At 36.1% G+C, this 26234-nt stretch carries 28 protein-coding genes; 10 read left to right on the top strand and 18 right to left on the bottom strand.

Features of this window, described 5'->3' with window-relative positions:
- Nucleotides 1-42: 42 nt before the first annotated feature.
- Both J7604_RS02225 and J7604_RS02220 read right to left on the bottom strand, forming a co-directional pair.
- A complete protein-coding gene (locus J7604_RS02225; protein WP_293890404.1) occupies nucleotides 43-1455 on the bottom strand; it encodes a DUF4270 family protein in 1413 nt (470 codons plus the stop codon).
- A complete protein-coding gene (locus J7604_RS02220; RefSeq protein ID WP_293890401.1) occupies nucleotides 1439-2248 on the bottom strand; it encodes a glycogen/starch synthase in 810 nt (269 codons plus the stop codon). Before J7604_RS02220 ends, J7604_RS02225 begins: the two co-directional genes overlap by 17 nt.
- 137 nt (nucleotides 2249-2385) lie before the next feature.
- Between J7604_RS02220 and panC the strand changes: the two genes are divergently transcribed.
- The 7 genes from panC (at nucleotide 2386) to J7604_RS02185 (ending at nucleotide 8319) form a co-directional block, all read left to right on the top strand.
- The gene (gene panC / locus J7604_RS02215; protein ID WP_293890398.1) at nucleotides 2386-3225 is read left to right on the top strand and encodes a pantoate--beta-alanine ligase; all 840 of its coding nucleotides are present in this window, start codon (nucleotides 2386-2388) and stop codon (nucleotides 3223-3225) included.
- A 38-nt stretch (nucleotides 3226-3263) separates the two neighbouring features.
- The gene (panD, locus tag J7604_RS02210; protein WP_028978734.1) at nucleotides 3264-3611 is read left to right on the top strand and encodes an aspartate 1-decarboxylase; all 348 of its coding nucleotides are present in this window, start codon (nucleotides 3264-3266) and stop codon (nucleotides 3609-3611) included.
- A 5-nt stretch (nucleotides 3612-3616) separates the two neighbouring features.
- Nucleotides 3617-4645 (top strand): lysylphosphatidylglycerol synthase transmembrane domain-containing protein, encoded by a 1029-nt coding sequence (locus J7604_RS02205; protein WP_293890391.1) that lies wholly within the window; start codon nucleotides 3617-3619, stop codon nucleotides 4643-4645.
- Nucleotides 4632-5114 carry a D-glycero-beta-D-manno-heptose 1-phosphate adenylyltransferase gene (gene rfaE2 / locus J7604_RS02200; RefSeq protein WP_293890388.1) on the top strand — a complete coding sequence of 161 codons (483 nt, stop codon included), beginning with the start codon at nucleotides 4632-4634 and terminating at the stop codon, nucleotides 5112-5114. Before J7604_RS02205 ends, rfaE2 begins: the two co-directional genes overlap by 14 nt.
- A gap of 19 nt (nucleotides 5115-5133) precedes the next feature.
- Nucleotides 5134-5829, top strand: a complete 696-nt coding sequence (locus J7604_RS02195; protein ID WP_293890632.1) for a zinc metallopeptidase — start codon at nucleotides 5134-5136, stop codon at nucleotides 5827-5829.
- A 250-nt stretch (nucleotides 5830-6079) separates the two neighbouring features.
- A complete protein-coding gene (locus J7604_RS02190) occupies nucleotides 6080-7222 on the top strand; it encodes an acyl-CoA dehydrogenase (protein WP_293890385.1) in 1143 nt (380 codons plus the stop codon).
- A gap of 173 nt (nucleotides 7223-7395) precedes the next feature.
- A complete protein-coding gene (locus J7604_RS02185; protein WP_028978739.1) occupies nucleotides 7396-8319 on the top strand; it encodes an AraC family transcriptional regulator in 924 nt (307 codons plus the stop codon).
- Between the two features lie 50 nt (nucleotides 8320-8369).
- On the opposite strand, the gene J7604_RS02180 is transcribed toward J7604_RS02185, so the two are convergent.
- From J7604_RS02180 to J7604_RS02105, 16 genes are all read right to left on the bottom strand, one after another.
- Complete coding sequence (locus J7604_RS02180; RefSeq protein ID WP_293890382.1) at nucleotides 8370-9146, bottom strand: geranylgeranylglyceryl/heptaprenylglyceryl phosphate synthase; 777 nt, start codon at nucleotides 9144-9146, stop codon at nucleotides 8370-8372.
- Nucleotides 9143-9523 carry a hypothetical protein gene (locus J7604_RS02175; protein ID WP_293890380.1) on the bottom strand — a complete coding sequence of 127 codons (381 nt, stop codon included), beginning with the start codon at nucleotides 9521-9523 and terminating at the stop codon, nucleotides 9143-9145. The genes J7604_RS02180 and J7604_RS02175 overlap by 4 nt, the downstream gene beginning before the upstream one ends.
- A gap of 3 nt (nucleotides 9524-9526) precedes the next feature.
- The gene (locus J7604_RS02170; protein WP_293890378.1) at nucleotides 9527-9853 is read right to left on the bottom strand and encodes a phage holin family protein; all 327 of its coding nucleotides are present in this window, start codon (nucleotides 9851-9853) and stop codon (nucleotides 9527-9529) included.
- Nucleotides 9854-9936: 83 nt separating this feature from the next.
- Complete coding sequence (locus tag J7604_RS02165; RefSeq protein ID WP_293890375.1) at nucleotides 9937-10731, bottom strand: hypothetical protein; 795 nt, start codon at nucleotides 10729-10731, stop codon at nucleotides 9937-9939.
- A gap of 73 nt (nucleotides 10732-10804) precedes the next feature.
- Nucleotides 10805-11518, bottom strand: coding sequence for a phosphate signaling complex protein PhoU (gene phoU / locus J7604_RS02160; protein ID WP_293890372.1), 714 nt, complete (start codon nucleotides 11516-11518; stop codon nucleotides 10805-10807).
- 44 nt (nucleotides 11519-11562) lie between these two features.
- Nucleotides 11563-12312 carry a phosphate ABC transporter ATP-binding protein PstB gene (gene pstB, locus J7604_RS02155; RefSeq protein WP_293890369.1) on the bottom strand — a complete coding sequence of 250 codons (750 nt, stop codon included), beginning with the start codon at nucleotides 12310-12312 and terminating at the stop codon, nucleotides 11563-11565.
- A 37-nt stretch (nucleotides 12313-12349) separates the two neighbouring features.
- A complete protein-coding gene (pstA, locus tag J7604_RS02150; protein WP_293890366.1) occupies nucleotides 12350-13252 on the bottom strand; it encodes a phosphate ABC transporter permease PstA in 903 nt (300 codons plus the stop codon).
- 3 nt (nucleotides 13253-13255) lie between these two features.
- On the bottom strand, nucleotides 13256-14131 hold the full coding sequence (pstC, locus tag J7604_RS02145; protein WP_293890363.1) for a phosphate ABC transporter permease subunit PstC: 876 nt from the start codon (nucleotides 14129-14131) through the stop codon (nucleotides 13256-13258).
- 22 nt (nucleotides 14132-14153) lie between these two features.
- Complete coding sequence (locus tag J7604_RS02140) at nucleotides 14154-15185, bottom strand: PstS family phosphate ABC transporter substrate-binding protein (RefSeq protein WP_293890360.1); 1032 nt, start codon at nucleotides 15183-15185, stop codon at nucleotides 14154-14156.
- 138 nt (nucleotides 15186-15323) lie between these two features.
- Nucleotides 15324-16583 carry a porin gene (locus J7604_RS02135; protein WP_293890357.1) on the bottom strand — a complete coding sequence of 420 codons (1260 nt, stop codon included), beginning with the start codon at nucleotides 16581-16583 and terminating at the stop codon, nucleotides 15324-15326.
- A 164-nt stretch (nucleotides 16584-16747) separates the two neighbouring features.
- Entirely contained in the window at nucleotides 16748-18082 is a 1335-nt protein-coding gene (locus tag J7604_RS02130) for a GH1 family beta-glucosidase (protein ID WP_293890354.1), read from the bottom strand.
- Between the two features lie 16 nt (nucleotides 18083-18098).
- A complete protein-coding gene (locus J7604_RS02125; RefSeq protein WP_293890351.1) occupies nucleotides 18099-19094 on the bottom strand; it encodes a glycosyltransferase family protein in 996 nt (331 codons plus the stop codon).
- 130 nt (nucleotides 19095-19224) lie between these two features.
- Nucleotides 19225-20070 (bottom strand): UDP-2,3-diacylglucosamine diphosphatase, encoded by an 846-nt coding sequence (locus tag J7604_RS02120; RefSeq protein ID WP_293890348.1) that lies wholly within the window; start codon nucleotides 20068-20070, stop codon nucleotides 19225-19227.
- An 86-nt stretch (nucleotides 20071-20156) separates the two neighbouring features.
- Nucleotides 20157-20849 (bottom strand): response regulator transcription factor, encoded by a 693-nt coding sequence (locus tag J7604_RS02115; RefSeq protein WP_028978751.1) that lies wholly within the window; start codon nucleotides 20847-20849, stop codon nucleotides 20157-20159.
- Between the two features lie 122 nt (nucleotides 20850-20971).
- Nucleotides 20972-22126 (bottom strand): malectin domain-containing carbohydrate-binding protein, encoded by a 1155-nt coding sequence (locus J7604_RS02110; protein ID WP_293890345.1) that lies wholly within the window; start codon nucleotides 22124-22126, stop codon nucleotides 20972-20974.
- Between the two features lie 199 nt (nucleotides 22127-22325).
- On the bottom strand, nucleotides 22326-22895 hold the full coding sequence (locus J7604_RS02105; RefSeq protein WP_293890343.1) for a DNA-3-methyladenine glycosylase I: 570 nt from the start codon (nucleotides 22893-22895) through the stop codon (nucleotides 22326-22328).
- 545 nt (nucleotides 22896-23440) lie between these two features.
- On the opposite strand from J7604_RS02105, the gene J7604_RS02100 reads away from it, so the two are divergent.
- The 3 genes from J7604_RS02100 (at nucleotide 23441) to J7604_RS02090 (ending at nucleotide 26111) form a co-directional block, all read left to right on the top strand.
- Nucleotides 23441-24676: a glycosyltransferase gene (locus tag J7604_RS02100; protein WP_293890341.1), complete on the top strand. Its 1236-nt coding sequence runs from the start codon at nucleotides 23441-23443 to the stop codon at nucleotides 24674-24676.
- 110 nt (nucleotides 24677-24786) lie between these two features.
- Nucleotides 24787-25683 carry a LysR family transcriptional regulator gene (locus J7604_RS02095; RefSeq protein WP_293890339.1) on the top strand — a complete coding sequence of 299 codons (897 nt, stop codon included), beginning with the start codon at nucleotides 24787-24789 and terminating at the stop codon, nucleotides 25681-25683.
- Between the two features lie 77 nt (nucleotides 25684-25760).
- Nucleotides 25761-26111 carry a 4Fe-4S dicluster domain-containing protein gene (locus tag J7604_RS02090; RefSeq protein ID WP_293890337.1) on the top strand — a complete coding sequence of 117 codons (351 nt, stop codon included), beginning with the start codon at nucleotides 25761-25763 and terminating at the stop codon, nucleotides 26109-26111.
- Nucleotides 26112-26234: the final 123 nt, after the last annotated feature.

Below are 26234 nucleotides of genomic sequence, written 5' to 3'. Positions count from 1 at the left end.
TGGGATTTAAATTAACAGATCGTTTTTTACTCTAACTTAATTTTATTTTACGATCGTATAATAAATGTTCAATTTTATTCTGTCGGCCTCTACTGAAGTATCGTTTTTCAAAACAGATCTATAAAGGCTATAAAAATTTAGTGCCCCCCCTTCAGTCCCTGTTGAATATACTAAAATATTCTCAGATGCAGATACCAAGAACGGCCTTAATGTTATTAAATCATCTGCCACTGCCTGCAAATATGATCCTATTGAAAACCTGTAAATAAGTTTACTCTTATCATAATCAAAGTAAGCTGTAGCAGGAAATGCTGTCCCAAATAAGTAAGCACCATTTCTCTGAACAGAAGCAGAAGCATTCCCAATTTTTAACATCCTTCCATTTTCTCCAGTCTGGTATAAATCCATTCGGGGTATTACAGGAAAACCTATTGGCATCTCAGGTTTTATTACTATTTCTGCTTTATTAATAATAATTTGTTCTCCATCCTTCATTTCCTTTAGGAATTTATCCAAACCTGGGAAAGAAAGCTTTGTCATTACACCAGTACCGGCTTGTGCATAAGACACATTTCCGGTAATCTCGGCTCCATAACTTTGATTACCCAATCCAGCAAGCGGAGTTCCAGATCTGTCAGCTGCTATTGTATAAAACTTTGGATTCTTATAAATGAAGTTTAATACCACAGAGGAGTAAGTCTGATCATTATGATAATAAATCTTTATTCCACTAAATCCAGATTCCGTAGGATATAAATAAAGTTTCCTCACTAAAACATCTTTATTTTCTGCAACCAGGGCAATTCCTTTGCAGTACTTCAACAAAGCAGAGTCCGAAGTAATTCCATCTTGTATAATTTTTTTAGCAAAATTTTCATCTTCAAGTCTGACATGTATAGAAGCAGGCTGCTTCTGGTTAGCCGGGAAATTAACTGTTGCCAATTTTTTACTTAAGTCATAAGGAATTTCAGGGGAAGTTGCTTTATAAACGATCCCCGTATCTAAACCACCTGTTAATTGGTAAACAGAAATAGATTGGTCAAGCTGATTAGAAAGCGTTGTATCTCCATAGAAGCCATCAGGGATCAACGAAAATACAGCGCTATCAAAGACAGGGTTAGTACCAAAGCTAAAATTTCCTTTGACATTATATTTCAGTTGCCCAAAAGTTTTGGCTGTTATTCTCCCAAAAACAGGATCATAGGATTGCCCTACCAGGCCAAAAACATTATTATTAGGATCTACAGTATTATGCGGATCATTCGAAGTAACTATTGAATCATTTACTAAAACCGTGCTGGTCTGAGCCTTAAATGAATCATTAAAACTTAAGTCTGTCTGAATATCAGGAGGCTGTAAGCTATTTCCTATCCTTGACGGTTCTTTTTTACAGGAAAAAATAACAAGGGCTGCCAGCAGAAACAGCAGCCCTGATTTTTTAGTTAATAAGTTCATTATAAAAATTATAGTAGCTTTCAAAATTATCGTCTTCCTCCAAAACATTAATTTTCTTTTCTTTTTCGAAGCTGTCAAAAAGTTGATTCAGGCTTTCGCTATAAGACTCTTCAGCCTTTAAAACTGCGTCAGCATATTCAATCCCCATTTTTACAAAACCCTCAAAATCAGCAGATTTTAAATGAGAAAGCATTTTATCCTCAATATCAAGCATTTTAACTTTTTCCAGCAAGTCTTTATCAAACTTATAATTGAAAGAATTATTATAAATTGTAAATACAGACTTTGTTGCTTTAAAAACTGGATCTTGTTTGTATCTTGTTTTGAGGTAAAGAGGAATTAAACTTGTCATCCAATCATTGCAGTGGATGATGTCAGGAGACCAGCCAAGTTTTTTTACAGTTTCGAGAACGCCTTTACAAAAGAAAATAGCTCTTTCGTCATTATCAGGATAGAATTTATTTTCTTTATCAACGAAGACATGTTTCCTCTGGAAATAATCTTCATTATCAATAAAATAAACCTGAAGTTTTGCATTTGGAATTGAGGCAACTTTGATGATTAGAGGTTTCTCCTCATCGCCGACTGCGATGTTGATTCCGGACAACCTTACAACCTCATGCAATCTGTTTTTACGTTCATTAATTACTCCAAATCTAGGAATTAAAATCCTAATTTCCATCCCCTTTTCCTGCATTGCTTGTGGCAGCTTCCTAACAAAATCCGCTACCTCAGTTACCTGTAAGAATGGATTTATTTCGGCTGCAACATAAAGAATTCGAAGTCTAGACATATTTTGCGAGAGATTTGGTTAAAATCAAACTAAATAGTTTACGGGCCCACGAAATTACAAAATTTTTTCTCAATTTTCAAGGAATTTATAGTATTAACTGCTTATTTTGCCCAATTTTATTTTGTTTATATCGTGATATGGAAATAATTAAGGAACCATCTGAACTAATTAAATACATTAAAAGAAGAAAACCGGAATTCAAAAGTATCGGTTTTGTTCCTACAATGGGTGCACTTCACCAAGGACATATTTCCCTGATAGAATGCTCCAAAAAGGAAAATGATTTTACCATCTGCAGCATTTTCGTAAATCCAATCCAGTTTAATAACGCACAAGATTTCATTTTATATCCCAAAAATCAGGAAGAAGATTTTAAAATGTTGGAAAATGCAGGATGTGATCTTGTATTTATGCCTTCCGCTGAAGTAATGTACACGGAAGAACCAAGGATAAAAATTGATTTCGGTTCCCTGGAACTGGTTATGGAAGGAAAATTCAGACCCGGCCATTTTAATGGAGTAGCCATAGTGGTGGCAAAGTTATTTCACATTGTTCAACCAGATATCAGTTATTTCGGCCAGAAGGATTTACAGCAATATTTAATTATTAAGCAAATGGTAAAGGATCTTAGTTTCCCTATAGAACTTAGATCATGCCCTGTTATAAGGGAAAAAGACGGATTGGCAATGTCTTCAAGAAATCAACGTCTTACTCCAAAAGGCAGGCCAATCGCTGCAAAGCTAAACGAATCTCTTCTATTAGCTGCCAAATTATTGGAAAACTCAACTGTTGAAAGCACGAAGGCCAAAATCAGAGATTTTTATAAAAATATAAAAGAGATAAAACTCGAATATTTTGAAATTACTGATAGTGAAACTTTAATGCCCATTAAGGATGTTAAGGAGCACAAAGGCATTGCGATATGTGTTGCTGCCTACCTTGACGGAGTTCGCCTTATTGACAACATCTTAATTTAAATTTACAATCAAATTACCAATACCTTCTTTTTAGCGAAATGCAAATTCAAGTATTAAAATCAAAAATTCACAGAGTAAAGGTTACACAGGCAGAACTACATTATGTAGGATCTATTACCATAGATGAGGATCTGATGAATGCAGCTAATATCATAGAAAATGAAAAAGTTCAGATTGTAAATATTAATAATGGAGAACGCTTTGAAACCTATGTAATTACCGGCCCCAGAGGAAGTGGAGTAATCTGCCTTAACGGTCCTGCCGCCAGGAGAGTGCAAGTGGGCGATATCATTATCGTTATTTCATATGCAGGCATGGATTTCGAAGACGCTAAAATCTGGAAGCCTACCGTTATATTCCCGGACCAGAACAATAAACTAATCTGATATTCATGTCTTCTTTGACAAAGAACATTTTAAAATACAGTATTACCCTGATTTTGTCGGTGCTTTTAATGTGGTATGCATTAAGAGACCAGAACATTCTCCTTGTATGGGAAAAGATAAAGGGAGCGAAACTTTCTTGGGTATTAACTGGCCTCGCTTTAAACCTAATCAGCCATTTGTCAAGAGCCAGAAGGTGGAATCTGCTTATGGAACCTTTAGGCTATAAACCCAAACTTTACAGAACGTTTATCGGACTAATGATCGGATACTTTGCCAATCTTGTTATACCACGGATGGGCGAGGTAACTCGCTGCGCTGTATTAAACCGCACAGATAATGTTCCTGTCGATAAAGCTTTTGGTACAGTCGTAGCCGAAAGGATCTTTGATTTTATCTGTCTTTTGATCCTAATCAGTCTTTCTTTAATTCTTGAATTTGACCGATTCAGTTCTTTTCTTTCTGAAAAAATACTGAATAAAGAGACTCCTACAGCTGAAGCAAGCTTAACATCAAGTCCATTGTTTTTTGCGAGCATATTGTTGGTAATCTGCGTCTCAGGATTTATTCTCTTTAGAAATAAAATAAAGAAATTAAGCATTTATCAAAAAGGATTTGATTTTGTAACAAATTTTCTGAAAGGAATTCTTGAAGGCTTTATGAGTGTAAGGAAACTCAGCAGAAGAAAAGAATTTGTTTTTCATACCCTATTTATCTGGGTTTGTTATTATTTTATGACTTACCTGGTATTCTTCTCCATGGACGCTACTTCCTTGCTGAGTCCAATAGCAGGGCTGGTAATACTGGTGGTCGGAGGACTTGGAATGTCGGCTCCAGTACAAGGTGGAATTGGCGCCTTCCATAAGCTGGTAACTGCAGCACTGGAAGGTTTTTATAACGTGGACAAAGAAGACGGTATGGCATTTTCTTTTGTCATTCACGGGTCTCAAACAATGACAATTGTTATTGTCGGCGGCCTTTGCCTGTTTGCATCATTTTTAATTATGAGAAAAGTAAAAACCAATGACCTCAGATAAAATTCAAACTTGGGATACCATCATTCCGGAAGTAAAATCATGGAAGGAACGCGGAGAAAAGGTAGTTTTTACCAATGGTTGCTTTGACATCCTTCACCTCGGCCATGCTGATTATTTGGAAAAATCCAGGTCACTGGGAGACAGACTTATTGTAGGATTAAATACAGACGCCTCTGTAAGAAAATTAAAAGGTCCGGAAAGGCCTGTCAATCCTGAATATGCCAGAGCTCGTATACTTGCCGCATTAGAGTTTGTTGACGCTGTCATTTTGTTCGATGAAGACACCCCTTTTGAACTAATAAGTCATGTAATTCCTGACATTTTGGTAAAAGGAGACGATTATAAAATTGAGAATATTGTTGGTGCGGATATTGTTATGAAACACGGAGGTGAAGTTAAAACCATTAGTTTGGTCGATGGCTTTTCCACCACAGGAATTATTGGAAAGATCAAAACTCATAACAAGTAAAAAAAATCCGTAATCAATGATGTTATATGTAATTGCTATTGTCACTATGCTGGCAAGCTGGCTGGTAAGTGCACGTCTTAAAAGTAAATTCAATCAATACTCCCAAATTCCCTTACAGTCGGGCGTTAGTGGCCAGGAAGCCGCTCAGCAAATGCTTAGAGGAAATGGAATATATGATGTAAAAGTTATCTCTGTAGAGGGGGAACTTACTGACCATTACAACCCTTCGAACAAAACAGTTAATCTCAGCCATGATGTGTATTATGGGAGAAATGCTGCTGCTGTAGCAGTTGCTACCCATGAATGCGGTCATGCAGTTCAGCACGCAACTGCTTATAGCATGCTGAGACTAAGATCAACACTGGTACCTGTTCAAAATGTGAGTGCCAGGATCCTGAACATAATCATGCTTGTACTGGTCTTTGGAGGGGTGATAGCGGGAGGATTAGGGGTATTGCCGTATGTATTACTAATCATTATCGCTTGTAACCTTGTATTAACTCTTTTCGCACTTATAACTCTTCCTGTAGAATTTGATGCAAGTAAAAGAGCCTTGGCCTGGACAGAAAAATCTGGAATAGTTACCACCAGAGAACATGAGATGGCTAAAGACGCATTATGGTGGGCTGCGATGACTTATGTAGTTGCTGCTGCAGGAGCAATGGCACAACTATTATATTTCCTCAGCATATTTATGGGTGGTAGAAGAGATTAGAAAAGAATAATCCAATCCGTAGACTTTCCAAAGCGATTCCTCAAAGAATCGCTTTTATTTTTATCCAAAGTTCAATCCTATTCCATTAAATTCCGTTATTTAACCAGGATTAATCGTTAAAAAATTTATCGTTGTTAATCAACCCATTAGATTTTATAATTAAAGTAATTGATAAAAAGATTAATAGGATTTTTCAACGGCTAATGATTATTTTGAATTTAACGAAACTTACACATTAACAAGATAAAGTATGGATTTTCAGTTGACCGAAGAGCAAAAAGCAGTACAGCAAGCTGCGAGGGATTTTGCCCAGACAGAACTTTTACCTGGCGTAATTGAACGTGATGAACATCAAAAATTTCCTGCAGAGCAGATAAAAAAACTAGCGGAATTAGGCTTCATGGGTATGATGGTAGATCCAAAATATGGGGGAAGCGGTATGGATGCAATTTCTTATGTTCTGGCGATGGAAGAAATTTCTAAAATCGATGCTTCTGTTTCCGTATGTATGTCGGTCAATAACTCTCTTGTTTGCTGGGGATTAGAAAAATTCGGTACTGAAGCACAAAAGCAGAAATACCTCATTCCACTTGCTAAAGGGGAAATTATAGGTGCATTTTGTCTTTCCGAGCCAGAAGCAGGTTCAGACGCGACATCTCAAAGGACCACTGCAGAAGATATGGGCGACCACTATCTTTTAAATGGTACTAAAAATTGGATTACCAATGGGAGCACAGCTTCTGTTTATTTAGTCATTGCTCAGACAGACAGAGAAAAAGGCCATAAGGGCATTAATGCGCTGATTGTAGAAAAAGGAATGCCGGGATTTGAAATTGGGAAAAAAGAAAACAAACTGGGAATCAGAGGATCAGACACACATTCTTTGATGTTTAATAATGTAAAAGTACCAAAAGAGAACAGAATTGGAGAAAACGGATTTGGCTTTAATTTCGCAATGAAAACCCTAAACGGAGGAAGAATCGGAATAGCATCTCAGGCATTAGGAATTGCGTCGGGGGCACTGGAATTTTCATTGAAATATGCTCAGGAAAGAAAATCCTTTGGAAAAGAAATATTTCAACATCAGGCGATTCAGTTTAAGCTTGCCGAAATAGCTACCAAGGTAGATGCGGCAAGAATGCTTTGCTTTAAAGCCGCCTTTCTGAAAGATCAAGGGCAGGATTATACTAAGGCAGCTGCGATGGCCAAACTTTATGCATCAGAAGTTGCCATGTATTCAACAGTAGAAGCGGTTCAGATTCACGGAGGATACGGTTTTGTAAAAGAATTTCATGTGGAAAGACTTATGAGAGATGCAAAAATTACCCAGATATATGAGGGTACCTCAGAAATTCAGAAAATTGTAATATCCAGAGATTTATTGAAAAATTAATATTTTAACTAAATTTTTTAATTTTTCAATATTGATAAAATATTATTCTACATTAATTATTGGTAAAATTATTTGATATTCTTTTTTTTATATATTAGATTTGTACAAATTTGAAAAAATAAGGAATTATATTTTTTTCATATTTTTTTACAAATAAAAACAGGAATCAGGTAATGGAAGATTATAACAAAATCATCGAATCCCTGGGTGTTCGATTTATAAAATCGAAGAATATTAAAATTCTTCAATCTCTAACAGTAGAGAACTTCTATGATGTAGGCAATACTATTTATCTACTTCATAAAGGAGAAATTTCTTTTGGAGAAGAGAAACAAAAAGTCAACGAGGGTGACCTTCTATTTATACCTGGAGGCCGACTGACTTCTGTAACCTACGGAAAGTTCAACCCTATGAAGTTGACAAATGAAGATTTGTTAAATAACAGGGATAAATTTTTCAGTTCGTTAACTGACAAAAATATTATTGGACAAGACGAAGATTCTTTCAGTTATATTACTTTTGAAGCTAAGGTATTCGATTCTGTTAACTTTTTCGCCTCCCTTGATATTCCTGCGTTTATCATCAGCAATCAGCCAAAACTTGCTGAATATATCATTGAGACAATAAAAGAAGATCTTTCTAATAACCCTGGAAAAGAAAGAGTAATAAAGTTAAATACTGAACGTGTTGTAGTTGAGATCATCAGATATATCCTTGAGAAAAGATTGTTTGTTGAGCAGCTTGCAACCAACAGTACTTATTTCAAAGATCCTCGCCTTATCGATATTTTTGCATTCATTAAAAAACATCTTGGAGGAGATCTATCTAATAAGGTTCTGGCTAACGTGGCTAACGTTTCCGAAGACTATGTAGGGCAATATTTCAAAATGCTTACAGGGATAAATCCTCAGGATTATATAGAATATCAAAGAATGGAGATGGCAGTAAACCTGCTAAGAACTTCTAAAAAGAGCATTCGTGAAATCGGAAGGGAAGTAGGATACAAAGACACTGCTTATTTCTGCAGAAGGTTCAAAATGATGTTTGGAATACCTGCAGGAAAAATGAGAAGAAGAGAGTCACTTATGAACATATAATAATAAAAAAGTCGCTTGTTAAAGAAGCGACTTTTTTATTTTAGCCCTATTTATTGTTGTTCTAATGATTTTTTAGTCTGCAAACTATTTATTTCTCTTTTCTTAGCAGCAATTTTAGCCATCAGTCCAAGATTCTTTTCGATTGCATTACCTACAACTATTACATCAGCACCGGCATTCATTATATTAAAGGCAGTTTCCGCATCTCTTATACCTCCTCCTACAATTACAGGAAGATTAACATTTTGGACAACTTGCTCTACCATTTCCTCACTGATTGCCTTTAAAGCTCCACTACCACCTTCAAGATAAATTAGCTTTAAGCCCAGCATCTCCCCCGCAATAGAAGTACAAGAAGCTATTTCCGGCTTATCATAGGGAATCGGAGTAGTATTACTGATATAAGAAACTGTTGTAGGTTTTCCGCAGTCAATAAGCATATACCCCGCTGATATCACCTCCAAGCCCGACTTTTTGAGTAATGGAGCCGCCACTACGTGTTGACCTATTAGGTACTCAGGATTTCTTCCTGAAATAAGACTTAAAAGCAAAATAGCATCGGCGTTAGGATAAATCTGAAGATTGCTACCAGGAAATATTACAACAGGTATGGAACTTTGATTTTTTATAATACTAATGGTCCTCTCCATATCGCCATTAGTCATAAGACTTCCACCAATGAAAAAATAATCTACGCCTTCCTCCTCTGCGGATCTGACAATGCTGATACATTGCTCATCTCCGATTTTATCAGGATCCAAAAGAACTGCAAATGATTTTAATCCCTTTTTTTTCTTTTCTATTAAGTCTTGATACAAAAAACTCATTTTTTAATTTCTATACCTTTAAGATAAGCGTTTAGCTTCTCTTTTACGATGGACATGAGGAATAGAGTTATCTGATCTTTAATCATCCTTACAATATCAGATTCTCTTCTAGGCTCTCTGAGTACCACTTCGGTAACTCCATTTCCTGACGATTGTCTTACTACTTTTGGCTTCTTGGATGAAAAAATACCTCTTGTAACAAGATATGCGACAGCAAATGCTCCTCCGACCAACAGTAGTCCCATTCCGATTTTTTTGGCGTCTGCAGTCATTGAAGAAATCTTCTTATCCATTTCTTCTTTATGAAAATCTGTTTCCTTAAGCAAAATCTCCCTTTGCCTATGGACATCCTCTAAAATATATTGTGGACTCTTCATGGATTATTTTTTGGTGAGAATATGTAACAATAAATCCCGGATTTTCCGGTGTAAAAAACCTTTAGTAATATTTGCTGCAAGTATTATTACCACAAGAAAAAAGAATACTGTCATCACCACATAGCCCATGTAAGTGCTATTCAGCAAGTGATTCAAATAACTTCCCAGGGCGAGACTAAAGAAAAGCAGCATCATTAAAAACATAAATGCAAGCAAAAAAAGAATTGATAGAGAAGCAACTATGTTAGAAGCTTTTTCCATCATTTCCAGCTTAAAAAGCTGTATACGTTTATCAACGTAACCCTTTATATTATCAAATAATCCGTCCAACTTGAGAAATTTTAAAAAGGCATTTTCCATGAATTGACAAAAATATCCGTTAGTAAGTTAATAACTTTTTATGGAACCTTATGTTAAAAAAAGGAATCAACAATTTCCAAAGGAGGCATTCCTGGAAGCGCATTTAATTTATTTTTTCCATTTATTACAAAATTCAAAGTTACCCCATAGGTTGGAGTAATAAGGTTTAGTCTGTCGTTACCACCTGAATTTGCAGACGGATAATAATTAGTATCTCTCAATGCAAAAAGCCCTACATAAATACCTTTAACAGCTTCAATGTAAGCATCCACCCTTAAAATAGTTTTATTGATAAATCTCTTTTTAAAGACAGAAAATTCATCTCCACCCAATTCTCTTATTTTAAAGGCTCTGTAAGAAATCATAAAACCAAGCTTCCTGTCTTTAATATTTATTGATTTGTGAAGTCCTCCAAGCAGACCTATCAATGCCAGGTCATTTATATTAGCATTTATATGTTTCCTATAATCCAAAGATGCTAGTTTTATAAAATCAATCTTTTTGATTTTTCCTTGGTGTTCAATATTAAATCCGGTATACGACAAGCCATTTACCTGACTTCTTGCTAATCTTTGACTTAATCCTCCTGACCATTTTTCAGAAATTTGAAATTGAACACCCATACCTAAATCTATTGAATTCAATTTATTAAAAGGAGAGAATTCCCTAATGTAAAATCCATCCTGATAAGTGCCACTGCTCTCAATATAGATATAAGTACCCGATTGAAAATAGTAATTACCAGACACAGAAGCTCTGAAAGTATTAGGAAAATAGGACTTTGAGACACCTTGTGCTGCGACTTTTGAGAAGATAAAAATGAAAAAAATAATAATTCGATACTTCATACTCAAAGATAAAACAAAAGACCCTCATTTTTATTGTGACAAAAATGAGGGTCCCGAAATTTATTTTTAAATATTAATTAGAGTCAGAATCACTATCTGAATCTGTGTCAGAAATTTTAAAAGATTTTCTCTTATGTCTTAACACTTTAGCTTTTACATAGAAAATAATTTCCTCAGCAATATTCGTCACATAATCCCCAACTCTTTCCATTTTTCTGATTATTGTAAGGAAATAAATTGCCTGCAAGATTTTATCTGGATCCGTCTGATTTTTAAGATAATCTGTCATTATCTGATTTGCGCTCAGATTTATCTCATCCATCCTCTCATCTTTCGTAAATAAAGTTCTTGCCAGCTTAGTATTATCTGTTTCAAAAGACTCACTTAGTATAGACAACATTTCAAGTGCAGTATCTGTCATCTCTTTGAATCTGATCTTCTCTATAAGATCTGCATCATAAGAATTTTCGCACTTGATAACATATTGAGCAATTCCTTTGGCATTATCACCAATTCTTTCCAGATCAGAAACCATTTTAAGAGATGCCACGACAAATCTTAAGTCAATCGCAACAGGATTAAAAAGCGCAAGAATATGTTCTCCTTTAGCATCTATTTTAAGCTCACTACCATTTACCCGCTTCTCGTTTTTGATTACTTCTTTGGCAAGATCTTTATCAAAACTGTAAAAAGATGAAATAGCCTTGTCCAGCTGACCTCTCACAAGATAGGTCATATCTATAAGTTCGCTTTTTAATTCGCCGAGTTCGGTTTCTAATAGATTCATTGTTGCTCTTTTGGGTGTATATAACGTTAAAAATTAATTTTTGATTAACCAAAACGTCCTGTTATGTAATTCTGTGTTCTTTCTTTTTTAGGATTGGTAAACAGGGTTCTGGTATCATCATACTCTACAAGGTCGCCCATATAGAAAAACGCTGTCTTGTCACTAGTTCTGGAAGCCTGTTGCATATTGTGAGTTACTATTAAAATAGTATAATTTGCTTTCAAGCTGTATATCAATTCCTCAATTTTTATTGAAGAGATAGGATCAAGAGCAGAAGCAGGCTCATCCATCAACAAAACAGAAGGCTCTACGGCAAGAGCTCTTGCGATACAAAGTCTCTGCTGCTGACCGCCCGAAAGTGCCAGTGCAGATTTTTTAAGTTTATCTTTTACCTCATCCCAAAGCGCAGCGCCTCTTAATGAAGACTCTACTTTCTCATCAATAAGTGCCTGGTCCTTAACCCCATTAACTCTGAGGCCATAAGCAACATTTTCGAAAATAGACTTAGGGAATGGATTAGGCTTTTGAAACACCATACCTACGGTCTTTCTCAACTCATTCACATTGATTTTAGGGTGATAAATATCAACTCCTTCTATCATAATCTCCCCTTCTACGCGGGCATTCTCAATCAGGTCGTTCATCCTGTTGAAACATCTGAGGAACGTGGACTTCCCGCATCCGGAAGGTCCGATCAACGCAGTTACGGTGTTCTTCTTGATAGAAAGAGTTACCCCTTTCAACACATGGTCTGAACCGTAGTAAACGTGGACGTTCTTGGCTTCAATTTTCATGATTTATATTCCAAAGAAATTCTTTCAAACAATAATTTTACCACTTTACCTTTTTCTGCCATTTATGTCTTATATAAACAGCTATTCCATTCATGATGAATGTTATACTCAATAAAATGATTATGGCAGCAGCAGCATTTTCAGAAAACTCTTTCTGCGGTCTGCTTACCCAGTTGAATATCTGTATTGGCAATACCGTAAAGGAATCCATAACACTTTCCGGTACGAAAGGTACAAAGGTCAGCGCACCAATTACAATCAGTGGAGCGGTTTCCCCAATTGCTCTTGAAAGAGAAAGGATCACACCTGTGAAAATTCCTGAAACCGCTGCAGGTAAAACTTGATACCAAATGGTTTGCCATTTGGAGGCTCCCAGAGCGTAAGAGCCTTCTCTAATTGAATATGGTACAGCTTTTAATGCCTCTCTCGTCGACACAATTATAATTGGCAGGATTAATAAAGACAAAGTCAGCGCTCCGGTAAGAACACTCTCTCCCAGTTTCAATGCACGAGCAAAGAGCTCTAAACCAAGCAAGCCATAAATAATAGATGGAACCCCTGCCAGATTAGCTATATTGATTTCTATAATATTGGAAAGTCTACTTTTTTTATTATATTCTTCGAGGTACAAACCTGCAGATATTCCAATAGGAAATGCTATCACGGCAGTAAGAACCATAATCCAGAGTGTACCTACCCAGGCAGTATATATACCTGCCTTTGCAGCCCTCCTACTTGGAAGCCCCATGATGAAATCCCAATCAAGGCGGCTAAGGCCTCTGTATAAAACATCACCTAACAATAACATCAGCACTACAACACCAATGAGCGTGCAGCAAAGGCCAAAATACTTGAATGCCTGGTCCTGGTATTCATATACTCTCGTATTGCTGAAATACTTAAGCCTTTTCTTAATCTTACCTTTTCCCTTTTTGCCCATTTCCTATCTATGATGTTTCTGAAATTTTTTCTTAAGCCAGAAGCTTATATTATTTAAAATAAGTGTAACCACAAATAAGGTCATACCTACAGCAAAAATTGTCCTGTACTCAACACTGTCATGTGGCACATCACCAAGACTAACCTGAACGATATAAGTTGTCATGGTTTCGATAGGAACTGTAGGATCTAATGTAAGACGAGGTTGCTGACCTGCAGCGATTGCTACAATCATTGTTTCTCCAATTGCTCTGGAAATGGCTAATATAATGGAGACCGAAATACCCGAAAATGCGGAAGGAACAATTACCTTCCAGGAAGTTTGAAATTTAGTAGCTCCAAGAGCAAAAGACCCCTCTCTTAATGATTTTGGCACTGCATAAAGCGCGTCCTCACTCAGGGAAGAAACCAAAGGTAAGATCATTATTCCCATCACAATACCTGGCGACAAAGCATTGAAGCCTGAGAGTGTAGGAATTATCTTCTGAAACATTGGAGTTACAAATACCAGAGCAAAGTATCCATAAACTACAGTGGGTACCGCAGCAAGGATTTCCAACATTGGTTTTACAAGGTTTCTGACTGTTTTGTGTGAATACTCACTGAGATAAACAGCTATTGTAAGGCCCAGAGGAACTGCCACAATAGTCGCAATAAATGTGGTAAGCAAGGTGCCCGTTAAAAGAGGCAAGATCCCAAATCTCTTATTGCTGAAAAGAGGAGTCCACTCTGTGTCTGTTAAAAACTCAATCAGACTTACTTCTTTGAAAAACCCTATGGTTTCAAAAATTAAAACTCCTATGATACCGACAGTCGTGAATATTGTTAGCAGACTGCAGGCCAACAGGAGTTTTTCAATAATTGTTTCTCTAAGTTTCATTATAATAATTAAGAAGTTCTGATTATTTCAGAACTTCTTCAAGTTTTACTCCTACTGTTGATTCCTTATCAAGGAATACAGAACCTGTCTTTTTCTCTTTGAATCTCGTCTTCACCAAGTCATATACCGCTTTGCTCAAAGGAATGTATTTTGCATCCACAACCAGTGTTTCTGCATTGTCAATATAAAAATGCACAAAACTATCTATGGAAGGATTCGTGTCAGATGACTTTTTATTTACATAAATAAACAAAGGTCTTGATAACGGCTGATAAGTACCATTTTTTACAGTTTCATCAGATGCCAGTATAGGACCTTTTCCATTCTCATCTTTCTTATCATCGATAGGTATCAGCTTAAGCTTGTCTTTATTTTCTGTAAAATAAGCCAAACCGAAATATCCCAATGCAAATTTATCTGTCGAAATACCTTGAACGAGAACATTGTCATCTTCACTAGCAGTATAATCGCCTCTACTTGCTTTTGCCTTTCCTACAATTGCTTCAGTAAAATAGTCAAATGTACCTGACTCGTGGCCTGCTCCAAAAAGGTGAATTTCTTCATTAGGCCAGTTAGGTCTGATCTGATTCCATTTTACTATTTTCCCTTGCGCCTCAGGCTCCCAGATTTTCTTCAGCTCTTCAACTGTAAGATAATCTACCCAAGTATTCTGAGGATTAACTACTACTGCCAATCCATCATAAGCTATCGGTAATTCTATATATTCAATTTTAGCTGCTGATGTGGCACTGTCTTCAGATTTTTTAATCGGTCTTGAAGCTTCTGCTATATCAATTTCCGAACGAACAAACTTCTTGAACCCCCCACCGGTTCCTGATACTCCGATCGTTACTTTCACATCAGGATTTTCAACCCTAAATTCCTCAGCTGTAGCTTCAGTAATAGGATAAACAGTGCTTGATCCGTCGATCTCAACAGTACCGGAAAGTTTTGATTCTCCCTTTTCTTCAGGTTTATTTTTAGGACCACATCCAAAAAAAGATGTAGCAAATACCGAAAATATAACGGCCCCGCTAAAAATGATTTTTTTCATAATTGATACCAAATTAGACAATTTTAAATATTCGAATGTTAAGAAATTGTTAAGCTTTTTAAATCTCCAAGTACCAAAAATTTATTTCCTGACACTAAAGTCTTTAGAATTAAGATGTGGATAACTTAAGTAATTTTATTAATAGTTAAACTGCAATTGAAGTCTCAAAAAGTTTCCTTTTTGGTGATTGATCGGCTTCTTAGAGTCTTCAAATCTGCGGTCAGACATTGTATAAGCTACCGTAAATTCCAAAGCTGAATTGATCTGATATTCTAGTCCGTATTCAAGCTCTTTCACGATATAACTTCTGGCATCCTGCTCAATTTTCTTTCCTCCGTTATAATATTGAGCCCTTACATACGGTATAAAAGCCATCTTTTTAACCTTTTGCAAGAACATAACCTGAGCATATCCCCCATCAAGAGGCTTCCTTTGTACTGAAAAAACTCCATTCTCATTTGTGAATCTTGGCCCCATGCCCCAGTTGTATTCCATCTGAAAACCTATTGGCTGAGGATAAACAACCAAAAATCCATCGATTCTCTGCTCCTGAATATTTGTAGGTGACAGTACATCCACATTTTTAATTTCTTTTGTATTAAAATATCCGGTAAATCCGCTTACCCCAGCTTCTATATATTGACCGGAACTAAGCAGGAAAGGATAGGACGCTCTAGCTACAACATGCTGAGCGTTACCGTAATCCAGTCTGTTAGTAGTTTGACCATTAAAAATTCCGAATCCTAATACTCCATAATCTCCTGATCCTTTTAAACCTGAGGAAACAAGGTATTTATACCTTTCTCTGATTTTCGGAGGGGTAAAGTAAAATAATACTGCCATATCCCGCTCATTGTACATTCCGCTGTTGATTGCATCAGAACGATCAAATGCTATCCTGTTTTGGCTTGACTGAATATTATCAAACCCGAAAGGAATTTTACTAAGACCTACTCTAGTTCTTAATGACTTAGCTTCATTAAGATATATATCCCCATAAAGATCTCTAAGTTGAACGAAACCCATTCCCGTTACAGAAGAAGCTGGTCCGCTTATTAAGGCATTGGTTGCAAGGTCAGTCTGAATGTACATGTAAACTCTTGGATGGACATCTCCAAACAAAGTAAGACGAGCTCTTCTAAAAAACAATCCTCCTCCATCTCCAATAGATCTATCACATTGATCACACTTTAGCTGGCCATTCGTTTCCAACAATCTATTATAACGAATTTGGGTATATCCTCTCAATGAAAGTGTTTCATACCATTTCTTCTTGGCTTCTTTTACTTCGACAGGTTTTTCCTGTTTGTATGCAGATGAATCAGATGCGTTTTGGGCAAATAACACAAATGGAGTAAACAACAAAATAAAAAATAGAGCACTTAACTTCTTGTTCATAATTTATGGTGGCTAATTAAATCGAGACAAATTTTGAAATAAAAAATGACCTTAACCACCCCCTAACACAGTGTTAACCCAACCTTAACACTGGCATTACAATTACATAATACGTACTTAACAATTTCTTAACATTGAATTTATTCATACTGAATTTCAACAAATTACATGTATGATAAAAAATCTTTATACCACAGTCCGGATTCTTTAATAGTTCGTTTTTGAGAATGAAAGTCGACATGCACAATACCAAATCTAGGATGAAAACCCTCAGCCCATTCAAAATTGTCTGTCAGTGTCCAGATAAAATAACCTTGGACATTTACGCCTTCTTTCTTTGCCCTTAGCACTTGTCTGATATTATCCTGAATAAAGAGAAGCCTTTGAGAATCCTGAACCTTACCATCAAAAACGACATCATTAAAAGCAGCTCCATTTTCAGTCACCATCAATTTTTTTATATTCGTATATGCCTGAAATTTTTTTAGCATTTGGTAAATTGCTTCTGGATAAACCTCCCATTTCATCAATGTATGAGGCACTTTCCTTTCCTTCGCGCCAACAATACTTGCCTGTAAATAAGGAGTCCACCAAGAGTACTTAACTATTTCCCTTGTATAGTTCTGTATTCCGATGAAATCAAAATCGAAAGGCATATTGCTTTCATCATTAGGTTTTATATACTTTTCTACATTCAGCAGAGGTTTTCTAAGTTCCTGAGGATAACCAAGGCCAAGTATAGGCTCTATATATAGACGATTTAGCAAAGCATCAACACGAATCGCAGCCCTTATATCTTTGTCCTTTTGAGATACAGGTTCTATATGAGAACAAGAGAATGTGGTACCGATCTCTGCATCTTTAACAAATTCTCTTAGTCTTCTTCCTCCTTCACCCATAGCCAATGTAGCATGGTGCATAGCAGGAATAAAATTTTTCATTCCTCTTTTACCAGGTGCGTGAATACCAAGGAAATAACCGGCACCGGTGAAAACCATTGGTTCATTCAATACCATCCATTTTTTTACTCTATCTCCAAAATGCTTTGCACATAATTCTGCATAATCTCCAAACCAATACAAAATATCTCTATTGGTCCATCCACCCATCAATTCCAGTTCATGTGGAAGATCCCAATGGTATAAAGTTACCCATGGTTCAATCCCTTGAGAAAGGCAACAGTCGATTAGTCTGTCATAGAAATCAATTCCTTTCCTGTTTACATAAAAGTGACCAGAGGGAAAGATTCTAGGCCAAGACAAAGAAAATCTGAAATTGGGGATATTTAATTCCTTCAACAGACTTATGTCCTGGTTGTAACGATTGTAAAAATCGCAGGCGGTGTTTCCAGTATGTTCATTAAGGACATTACCTTTTTTATTGGTAAAAATATCCCATATAGAATGGCCTTTGCCATCAGCATCGTGAGCACCTTCTATCTGATATGCAGAAACAGCAACACCCCAACGGAATTCTTCCCCGAAATCTCTTCTTTCCAAACCTTATCCAACAGTTCTATTTTAAACAAATGGCATTTTCCAATACCTTATCAATAATGCTCTCTGTAATATCAGGATACTCCACTTTGATTCCACGTTGTTTGCCAACCCAATGACCAATTGTATCCAGGTGTTTTTTCTTTAGTGCTTTTATAACCGGAATTCCCATAGACATTAAAGCAGCGGCGTTGTAGTGTTGCTCATATTGATTTTTCATAGGAATGACCATTAGTTTTTTACCAAGGTAAAGGGCTTCAGCTGGAGTTTCAAAGCCAGCGCCACAAAGCACACCTTCTGAAGAAGCCATACTTTTAATGAATGCCTCGTTATTAATAGGCTTAATGTTTAGATTTTTTTCTTTCCAGGGTTTTCTGGAATGTTTAGAAAACACTTCCCATTTTACATCTTTCACCTTAGAAAGTACTTTGATCAAACGCTCTTCATTATAAGCAGGAAGATATACAGTATAGTGACCATTGTTGGATGGTTCAATTTCTCTTACTTCCTTTCTTATAACTGGCGTAAAGATATTCTCATCAAAAGCTTCAAAGTGAAACCCATAATGATGAGTGGCCGGGGCATATCTTTTAAGAATAAAACTCCCTAAATGATCCGTATGGCCAGGCTTAGGCACTTTTGGAGAAAGGACTGCGGACTGATGACTTAAAGCGATGCATGGCTTCTTTTTCAGATGACAAGCCCAGGCACTCACAGGTTCAAAGTCATTGATCACTACATCATATTTTTCAATCGGCAATTCCCTTAACTCAGAGAAAAACTTCTTGCTATTGTTTTTTAAATAAGTATTTATAAGATCTACTCCGCCTGATTTCCCGAAAATAAAACTCAACCCTTGAAACTTATATTTAACAGGATAAGGAAGAGATACATCAGCCTGAATACCGCTTACCAGAATGTCTAGCTCACCTCTGCTTTGCAATATAGGAACAATATCTCGGGCACGGCTTAAATGGCCGTTCCCGGTTCCCTGAATAGCATATAATATTCTCATACAGGTAATAAAAAACGCCTTTTAATTTTGCTGCCTTTCAGAGCAAAGTAAAGGATAGTAACACGGTACTGTAATACAACAGACTGTAGTCTTCTGTACAATTTAAATAGTGTTTTCATACGTTTAAATTTTAACCGGTTATTGTTCTTTTTCTGATTTCAATTTCTTCTTTCAAATGGATAATATCCATATCAAATAAGTCGGTAGCTTCTTCTTCCTCTTCTTCCGCAACGTCCTCCGCCAAGCTATAATCTGAGTAATAAACTATGTTCCAGTTGCCTTCAAAATCTTCTACCAATGCACTAAGGCTTTCCACCCAGTCTCCTGAGTTCATATAGATCGTCCCGTTAATATTCTTTATAGCAGGTTGATGTATATGTCCGCATATAATGCCGTCACACTTTTTTATCTTAGCAAGACAGATGATTTCATTTTCAAATTCCGATATATAGGAAACCGCTTTCTTTACCTTACTTTTAACTGCCTGAGATAAGGAGTAGTAAGGCAAGCCTCTTTTCATTCGGTAATTATTATAGCGCTGGTTGAGCCATAACAGGAAGGTGTAACCGATGTCTCCAAGCTTAGCAATCCACTTGAGATTAGTGGTTACCGAATCGAAAACATCCCCGTGAACAACATAAAACTTTTTTTCTCCGGAAGTAATGATGTAATCTTTTTGAACAGAGATGTTGCCAAATTTGAAAGGAATGATGGTATCTAGAAAGTCATCATGATTCCCCCTCAGGTATATGACTTTGGTATCATATTTTTCAATAACCCTGAGTATTCTTTTAAAGAATTTGGTATGATGCTTTTTCCATGCTCCGAACTTTTTAAGTTGCCATCCATCAATAATATCACCATTGAGGATGAGTTCATCACAGGAATTATGTTTTAGAAAAGAGGTGATCTCTTTTGCCTTGGAGCCCGAAGTTCCAAGATGTATATCAGAAATTACGATGGTTCTGTAATGCATAACCACTGTTGTTTATTTGAATAACAATATGGATCGGGGAAAACAGGTTAAGAAAAGGTTAATAAATTATTAAGTTTATAAGGAGGCTATTCGCTGCTTTCGAACTTGTATCCTATTCCCTTGATGGTGTTAATATAATTTTCACCAATCTTCTCCCTTATCTTCCTGATATGAACATCAATAGTTCTTGATACTACAAAGATGTCATCTCCCCAAATTTTCTTGAGCAGATCATCTCTGTTAAAAACTTTATTAGGATGAGAGCACAAAAAGAAAAGTAACTCAAACTCTTTTTTAGTGAGTGCAACCTTCTCATTGTTCTTCAGAACCGTATAACTTTCTTTATTGATTGTTATATCTTTGAATGAAACAATATTCCCGCTTTTCTCTTCTATTAATCCTCTTCTGAAAATTGCTGATATCCTGCTTAAGAGCGCCCTTGGCTTAATAGGCTTTGTAATAAAATCGTTGCCTCCAACCTCAAATGCTGCCACTTCCGAATATTCTTCAGAGCGGGCTGTTAAAAAAATAATATGCGTGTTTTCTGTGCCCTCCATGGCCCTGATTTGCCTACACGTTTCAATACCATCAATCGTAGGCATCATTATATCTAATAAGATCAGGTCTGGAGCAAAAGATTTGATACAATTTATCGCATCCTTACCATCACAGGCCGACTTGGTCAGGTAACCTTCTTTCCTGAGGTTGTAATCCAATATTTCGACAATGGATGGCTCATCATCTACTATAAGTATCCTGTATTTTTTGCTTGCGTTCATGCCTGTTTGTGAATGGCATGTAAAAGTAAATACGGGATGTTCCCTTAATATTACTGAAGTATTAAGGAATTGTTAACTATCTCTTTTCTTCTAATTTTGAACAATTTAGTTCAGTATTATTATCATCTTAATAGCATTACTCTCGCAAAATATTTTTTATTTGCAGTTAATACCTGAACATAATACTCTCCTGAGGCAAGGCTCATTTCTTCGAGATTAAGTCTGATAGACTTCCCGCATAAAAGAGCCATATTCTTTCTGAAAATGATTCTGTTTCTTTCATCATATAAAGCGACGGTAACTATTCCATTCAAATATCCCTTAAATCTGATTTGAACTTTATCCGCTGTCGGATTTGGAATTGCAACCATATCACCAGCAATGTTACCTTCTTCAATGAATACCGGATCTTCCTCTATTTGAAAAATTTCAATAGCATTAACTTGAGGATTTCCTTTTTTTCTAAAGAAATTAACATTTAATGTCTTATCATTTACTTCAACGATGCAAGTTTTTTTTATAGCATCCATTCCAGCTTCTGCATAAATGTCAAAGTTTTCAAGGGCCATGGTATTCTCCACTTTTACATGAAAAATCTGCTGGCCTGGGCCTGTTACATCACCATTAACCTTTTGGGCAAAATATAGATTGACTTTATATCTCCCGTTTTGAGGAACCGGAAATTTCATAATTAAAGATTTATTTTCAAGCAGGTTGAGCCTATTGTCTCCAAAAAGTAAATCCGGGGCTCCTGTAGTATTCGTTCCGGTCCACATATTACTTCCAGTTGTATAATTTGCACTGTTTGCATCCAGATATGGAGCAGGCGCTTCCTGCATATCTGTAGCCCATTCCATTGGAAGATCTTTGACCACAGGACCTCCAGAATTAACCCTGTAAAGCATCTTATTCACTTGGATTGTAACGAATATTGTGTCACTACCACCATAACTATCTGAAGCAACTATATATACCTTATCAAATACCCCTGTTTCCATTAGTGGTGCAAGAGAAACCGATGCATTGCCACCTCCATTGTAAGTAAGCTTGGCAAACGCAGGCAGATTCGTACCCACAATTGATACCGTCTCTTCATCACAAAAAGTCATCGATGTATCTAATGTGCCCCCCTGATCAACCTTTAGCAACATATACTTTTCACTTACAAATGGATTTTCATCCAGGGATATCCTTCTGACTTCAGCCATTGAAGGAATGCCTCCAAAAAAACAGCCGAGTATCAGGGCGAAAAATTTAGTTAAAAGATTTCTATCCATAGTGTTCTATCCATAGTATTCAAGGACTATTAGAAGAACCTGAGGAAAATGATTTTTGTTAAAAACGTCAGTTTAAACCTTAATGGCCAAGGATTTTTAATAGCAGACTTTTTTTAAATCAGGAGTTATGCGCATTCAATAGTAAAAAAAATGCGAATCCCAAAAGCATCTACTCTATAACAAATCTTAAAGAATGTGGCTATAGTTTCAATATCTGTTTATACCGAAAACATCCTTCTATATGATCATTTACTAATCCCGCGGCCTGCATGTATGCATAGCAAATAGTGGATCCCACAAATGTGAAGCCTCTCTTCTTTAATGCTTTACTCATTGCATCACTTTCTTTACTTGTAGCAGGGACTTCTCTGATACTCTTGCGATTATTGACAATAGGTTTATCACCTACAAAGCTCCAGATATATTTATCAAAAGAGCCAAACTCCTTTTGAATTTCAATGAAGGCTTTGGCGTTTTTAACGGTTCCAAAAATTTTGAGACGGTTACGAATAATGGATTGATCTAATAAAAGTTTTTCAAGTTGGGCATCAGTCATTTTAGCAACTTTCTTTACATCAAATCCACCAAAAGCCTTTCGGAATGCTTCCCGTTTATAAAGTACTGTTTTCCAGCTCAACCCTGCCTGAAAAGCATCCAGCACCAGAAACTCAAAATGTTTCTGATCATCATGAACAGGCACTCCCCATTCTTCATCATGATATGCAATCATTAATGGATCATCTTTCGTCCACCCACAACGGTTTTTCATTTTCCAATGTTAAATTAAACAAAATAAATATTTCTGAATCTGGTATAACTCAATTCCTAAAGGACAGGGAAGTAATGTAGTAAACTTAAAAAAATATTTTACCTGAAAAAAGTATAAGTCCATATCCTACAATTATAGATATGCAGAAATCGATAGGGGAAGATTCTTAATTTCAATTACTTCATCCAAAGTATATTTTTAAAATTTTACCTCAGCCCTTTGATCTATTACATTTTATAATTAATTTCAATAGATTTTTTTTGAATATTTAATCAAATCAAAGGGGAGAAATATTTAGGAAATCAATCACCAAAAAACAGTCAATAAAATTATTATATCTTATCTTAAGAATCTGTTAAAATTACAATATCCGAAAAAGGGGAAGTCAAGTGATTCAAATCTGAAAGAATTTAGGTCATTTAAAACAAAAACTTTGTAATCAGATATTAACAGAAACATTTTTTCAAATCCATTACGTGTAATATTGTATGGATAATTTACAACAAAAGACTATTACTAAATAGAAGATATTAAAAATCAGGTTTATGATGCATGCTTTGTACTATTTCTTACTTTTCGCGAGTAGCCTCATTACATTCTTTCTCCTATTTCCATTTCTTACAGTTCTATTTTCACTGTTGTTTAGGGAAAAAAAGTTTCAAAAAAGTTCTGAGCAAAAGGATTTCGGTATTATCATAACTGCCTATAAAAATTTACCTATTACTCGTCCCCTTATAGAATCTATACTTGAACAAGGCTATGATAAATTCCATATTTATCTCATTGCAGATGACTGTTCAGCAGAGCAAGCATTAACTATTCCGGAAGACCCTAAACTGAAAATTTGTTTGCCTCCTAAAAAACTAGGGTCCAAAGTTCGTTCTCTTATCTTTGCAATGAGTCAGGCAGTGAGGAACCACGATGCCATCATAGTTATGGATGCGGATAATCTCATGCACCCAGACTTTCTTGCAATTGCTAATAATTACATGGGTGCTGGTTATACTGCTATTCAGGGAAAGAGAGTTGCGAAAAACCTTGATTCTACCACTGCATGCCTAGATGCAACAGGCGAACTTTATTTTAACTATACCCAAAAACTTGTACCCTACATATTAAACTCTTCTGCAAATATTGCTGGATCAGGAATGGTAATCGAAACTGAACTGTTTAAAAAGTACCTTTCCTCCCCGAGAATTAGTGAAAATAGTAACGGTCTCATTATCGCAGAAGATAAAATTCTACAAAACTTCCTTGTTGGAAATAACATTCAAATAGCTTTTGCTAAAGATGCCCTTGTTTATGATGAAAAAATATCCAAGTCAGACCAATTGGTGAGACAAAGATCAAGATGGCTAAGATCTTATTTTGAAAACACCAAATATTCACTGCAACTGATTGCATCAGGAATAGAAAGATTTTCTTTCAATAAGTTCCTTTTTGGTACCATGACATTATCCCCACCGCTGTTTATTCTGGTTTTCTCTTGTGCATTTCTATTTATCATAGATCTTTTATTATTTCCTCAGCTTTCAGTGATGGTCTTTTCAGGGGGCCTGATTTTCGTTTTAAATTTCCTATGGGTACTCTATCTAGGAAATGCACCTAAAGCTATATGGTCAAATCTTTATGGAATACCTTCTTTTATAATTTATCAGATCTTAGCGCTTTTCACTATGAAAAAAGCTGGCAAGGATTTTCTTGTTACTGAACAAGTAAAAATGGTTTCACTAAAAGAACTTGAGGTTGAAGGAGAGAAAAAGGCAGTCCAACAGGAATAAAAAGTTTACACAATAGAATCTCTCATAAATTGTTAAATTCGTCCAGATAGCACGTGAATAGGATTCCACCGGTACAATAAGCGATTCACCATTGCGAAAGGATTGATTTTATGATTTTTGATTTTCGACTCAAAGTATTTTATTCGGTTTCTCAAAAATTAAGCTTTACTAAAGCCGCCCAGGAACTTTTCATTTCCCAGCCTGCGGTCACTAAACATATCAAAGAGCTGGAAGAACAAACCGGATTGGCACTTTTTAAAAGGCATGGTAATAATATAACACTCACTCCTGCAGGACAGGTCTTATTAAAACATGCACAGCAAATTTTCAAGGTTTATGCCGCACTTGAAAATGATCTTGCCCAATTGCAAAATCCTGAAAGCGGAACAATTAGAATAGGCGCCAGTACAACTTTGGCACAATATGTTTTACCTAAAATATTAGCGCTCTTCAAGTCAGCACATCCTTCCATTCAGCTTCATTTTGTAAGTGGTAACAGCGAGTTTATAGAGCAACAAATCATATCAGAACAAATTGACATTGCCATTGTGGAAGGTATATCTCATCATCCTCAAATAGCTTATGAGGCTTTTGTTAAAGACGAAATTGTTTTGGTAGCACATGCAGAAAGCAAAATAGGGCAACGTGGAGAATTAAAGCCATCTCAATTGACAACATTGCCTCTTATACTTAGAGAGCAAGGCTCCGGAACCTTAGATGTTATTTTAAAAGCTCTGGATAAAGATAAAATCACTTTGAAAGATCTTAAAATAGAACTTCAGCTTGAAAGTACAGAAGCAATTAAACATTACCTGTTATACTCTGAATCGGCAGCTTTCATTTCTATTCATGCTATCGGAAATGAGCTCAAAAACAAAGAGCTCGTTATTCTGGAAGTTAAAGGTCTGGACATTTACAGAACTTTTCAATTTATTCAACTCCATGGGAAAACTTCCAGACTTACAGACCTTTTTAAAAGATTTTGCAATAGCCATTATAACTTTTAGTTATCCAGTATAAGTTTTTTTGATTAGCTAATTATTTAGAAATCCTTCACTTTTGTTTCATAAAACAAGGAGGAAAAATGGCAATTTTAATTACCGAGGAATGCATCAATTGCGGAGCTTGCGAGCCCGAATGCCCCAATACTGCGATTTACGAGAACGGTGCGGAATGGAGCTATTCAAAAGGTACAAGCCTTACTGAAATTGAACTTGAGGATGGGTCTCATATTGATGCAAATTTAATGAATGAACCCGTTTCAAATGACTTCTTTTATATAGTTCCTAATAAGTGCACGGAATGTGCGGGATTTCATGAAGAGCCACAATGTGCGGCTGTTTGCCCTGTAGACTGCTGCGTACCTGATCCTGATTTTCAGGAAACACAGGAAATTTTACTTGCTAAAAAATCCTGGCTTCACAACGAAAATTAAGCTGCTCCAATATAGTCCGTGGTTGCGTATGCAATTGCGGACTACTTTTTAAACAGAGATTGAGCACTATAAATGCCTGCGTTAATTAACCGATTAGAAGTGCAAATCAAGTAATTTTGATTT

Origin of the sequence: Sporocytophaga sp. (assembly GCF_017745095.1) — a bacterium.
Taxonomy (GTDB): Bacteria; Bacteroidota; Bacteroidia; order Cytophagales; family Cytophagaceae; genus Sporocytophaga.
This window is presented reverse-complemented; position numbering and strand designations above follow the sequence as displayed.

Bases quoted from the DNA above. Each gene is read 5' to 3' on its own strand.
- J7604_RS02225 (WP_293890404.1), bottom strand. From the start codon at position 1,455: ATGAACTTATTAACTAAAAAATCAGGGCTGCTGTTTCTGCTGGCAGCC.
- J7604_RS02220 (WP_293890401.1), bottom strand. From the start codon at position 2,248: ATGTCTAGACTTCGAATTCTTTATGTTGCAGCCGAAATAAATCCATTC.
- panC (WP_293890398.1), top strand. From the start codon at position 2,386: ATGGAAATAATTAAGGAACCATCTGAACTAATTAAATACATTAAAAGA.
- panD (WP_028978734.1), top strand. From the start codon at position 3,264: ATGCAAATTCAAGTATTAAAATCAAAAATTCACAGAGTAAAGGTTACA.
- J7604_RS02205 (WP_293890391.1), top strand. From the start codon at position 3,617: ATGTCTTCTTTGACAAAGAACATTTTAAAATACAGTATTACCCTGATT.
- rfaE2 (WP_293890388.1), top strand. From the start codon at position 4,632: ATGACCTCAGATAAAATTCAAACTTGGGATACCATCATTCCGGAAGTA.
- J7604_RS02195 (WP_293890632.1), top strand. From the start codon at position 5,134: ATGTTATATGTAATTGCTATTGTCACTATGCTGGCAAGCTGGCTGGTA.
- J7604_RS02190 (WP_293890385.1), top strand. From the start codon at position 6,080: ATGGATTTTCAGTTGACCGAAGAGCAAAAAGCAGTACAGCAAGCTGCG.
- J7604_RS02185 (WP_028978739.1), top strand. From the start codon at position 7,396: ATGGAAGATTATAACAAAATCATCGAATCCCTGGGTGTTCGATTTATA.
- J7604_RS02180 (WP_293890382.1), bottom strand. From the start codon at position 9,146: ATGAGTTTTTTGTATCAAGACTTAATAGAAAAGAAAAAAAAGGGATTA.
- J7604_RS02175 (WP_293890380.1), bottom strand. From the start codon at position 9,523: ATGAAGAGTCCACAATATATTTTAGAGGATGTCCATAGGCAAAGGGAG.
- J7604_RS02165 (WP_293890375.1), bottom strand. From the start codon at position 10,731: ATGAAGTATCGAATTATTATTTTTTTCATTTTTATCTTCTCAAAAGTC.
- phoU (WP_293890372.1), bottom strand. From the start codon at position 11,518: ATGAATCTATTAGAAACCGAACTCGGCGAATTAAAAAGCGAACTTATA.
- pstB (WP_293890369.1), bottom strand. From the start codon at position 12,312: ATGAAAATTGAAGCCAAGAACGTCCACGTTTACTACGGTTCAGACCAT.
- pstA (WP_293890366.1), bottom strand. From the start codon at position 13,252: ATGGGCAAAAAGGGAAAAGGTAAGATTAAGAAAAGGCTTAAGTATTTC.
- pstC (WP_293890363.1), bottom strand. From the start codon at position 14,131: ATGAAACTTAGAGAAACAATTATTGAAAAACTCCTGTTGGCCTGCAGT.
- J7604_RS02140 (WP_293890360.1), bottom strand. From the start codon at position 15,185: ATGAAAAAAATCATTTTTAGCGGGGCCGTTATATTTTCGGTATTTGCT.
- J7604_RS02135 (WP_293890357.1), bottom strand. From the start codon at position 16,583: ATGAACAAGAAGTTAAGTGCTCTATTTTTTATTTTGTTGTTTACTCCA.
- J7604_RS02125 (WP_293890351.1), bottom strand. From the start codon at position 19,094: ATGAGAATATTATATGCTATTCAGGGAACCGGGAACGGCCATTTAAGC.
- J7604_RS02120 (WP_293890348.1), bottom strand. From the start codon at position 20,070: ATGCATTACAGAACCATCGTAATTTCTGATATACATCTTGGAACTTCG.
- J7604_RS02115 (WP_028978751.1), bottom strand. From the start codon at position 20,849: ATGAACGCAAGCAAAAAATACAGGATACTTATAGTAGATGATGAGCCA.
- J7604_RS02110 (WP_293890345.1), bottom strand. From the start codon at position 22,126: ATGGATAGAAATCTTTTAACTAAATTTTTCGCCCTGATACTCGGCTGT.
- J7604_RS02105 (WP_293890343.1), bottom strand. From the start codon at position 22,895: ATGAAAAACCGTTGTGGGTGGACGAAAGATGATCCATTAATGATTGCA.
- J7604_RS02100 (WP_293890341.1), top strand. From the start codon at position 23,441: ATGATGCATGCTTTGTACTATTTCTTACTTTTCGCGAGTAGCCTCATT.
- J7604_RS02095 (WP_293890339.1), top strand. From the start codon at position 24,787: ATGATTTTTGATTTTCGACTCAAAGTATTTTATTCGGTTTCTCAAAAA.
- J7604_RS02090 (WP_293890337.1), top strand. From the start codon at position 25,761: ATGGCAATTTTAATTACCGAGGAATGCATCAATTGCGGAGCTTGCGAG.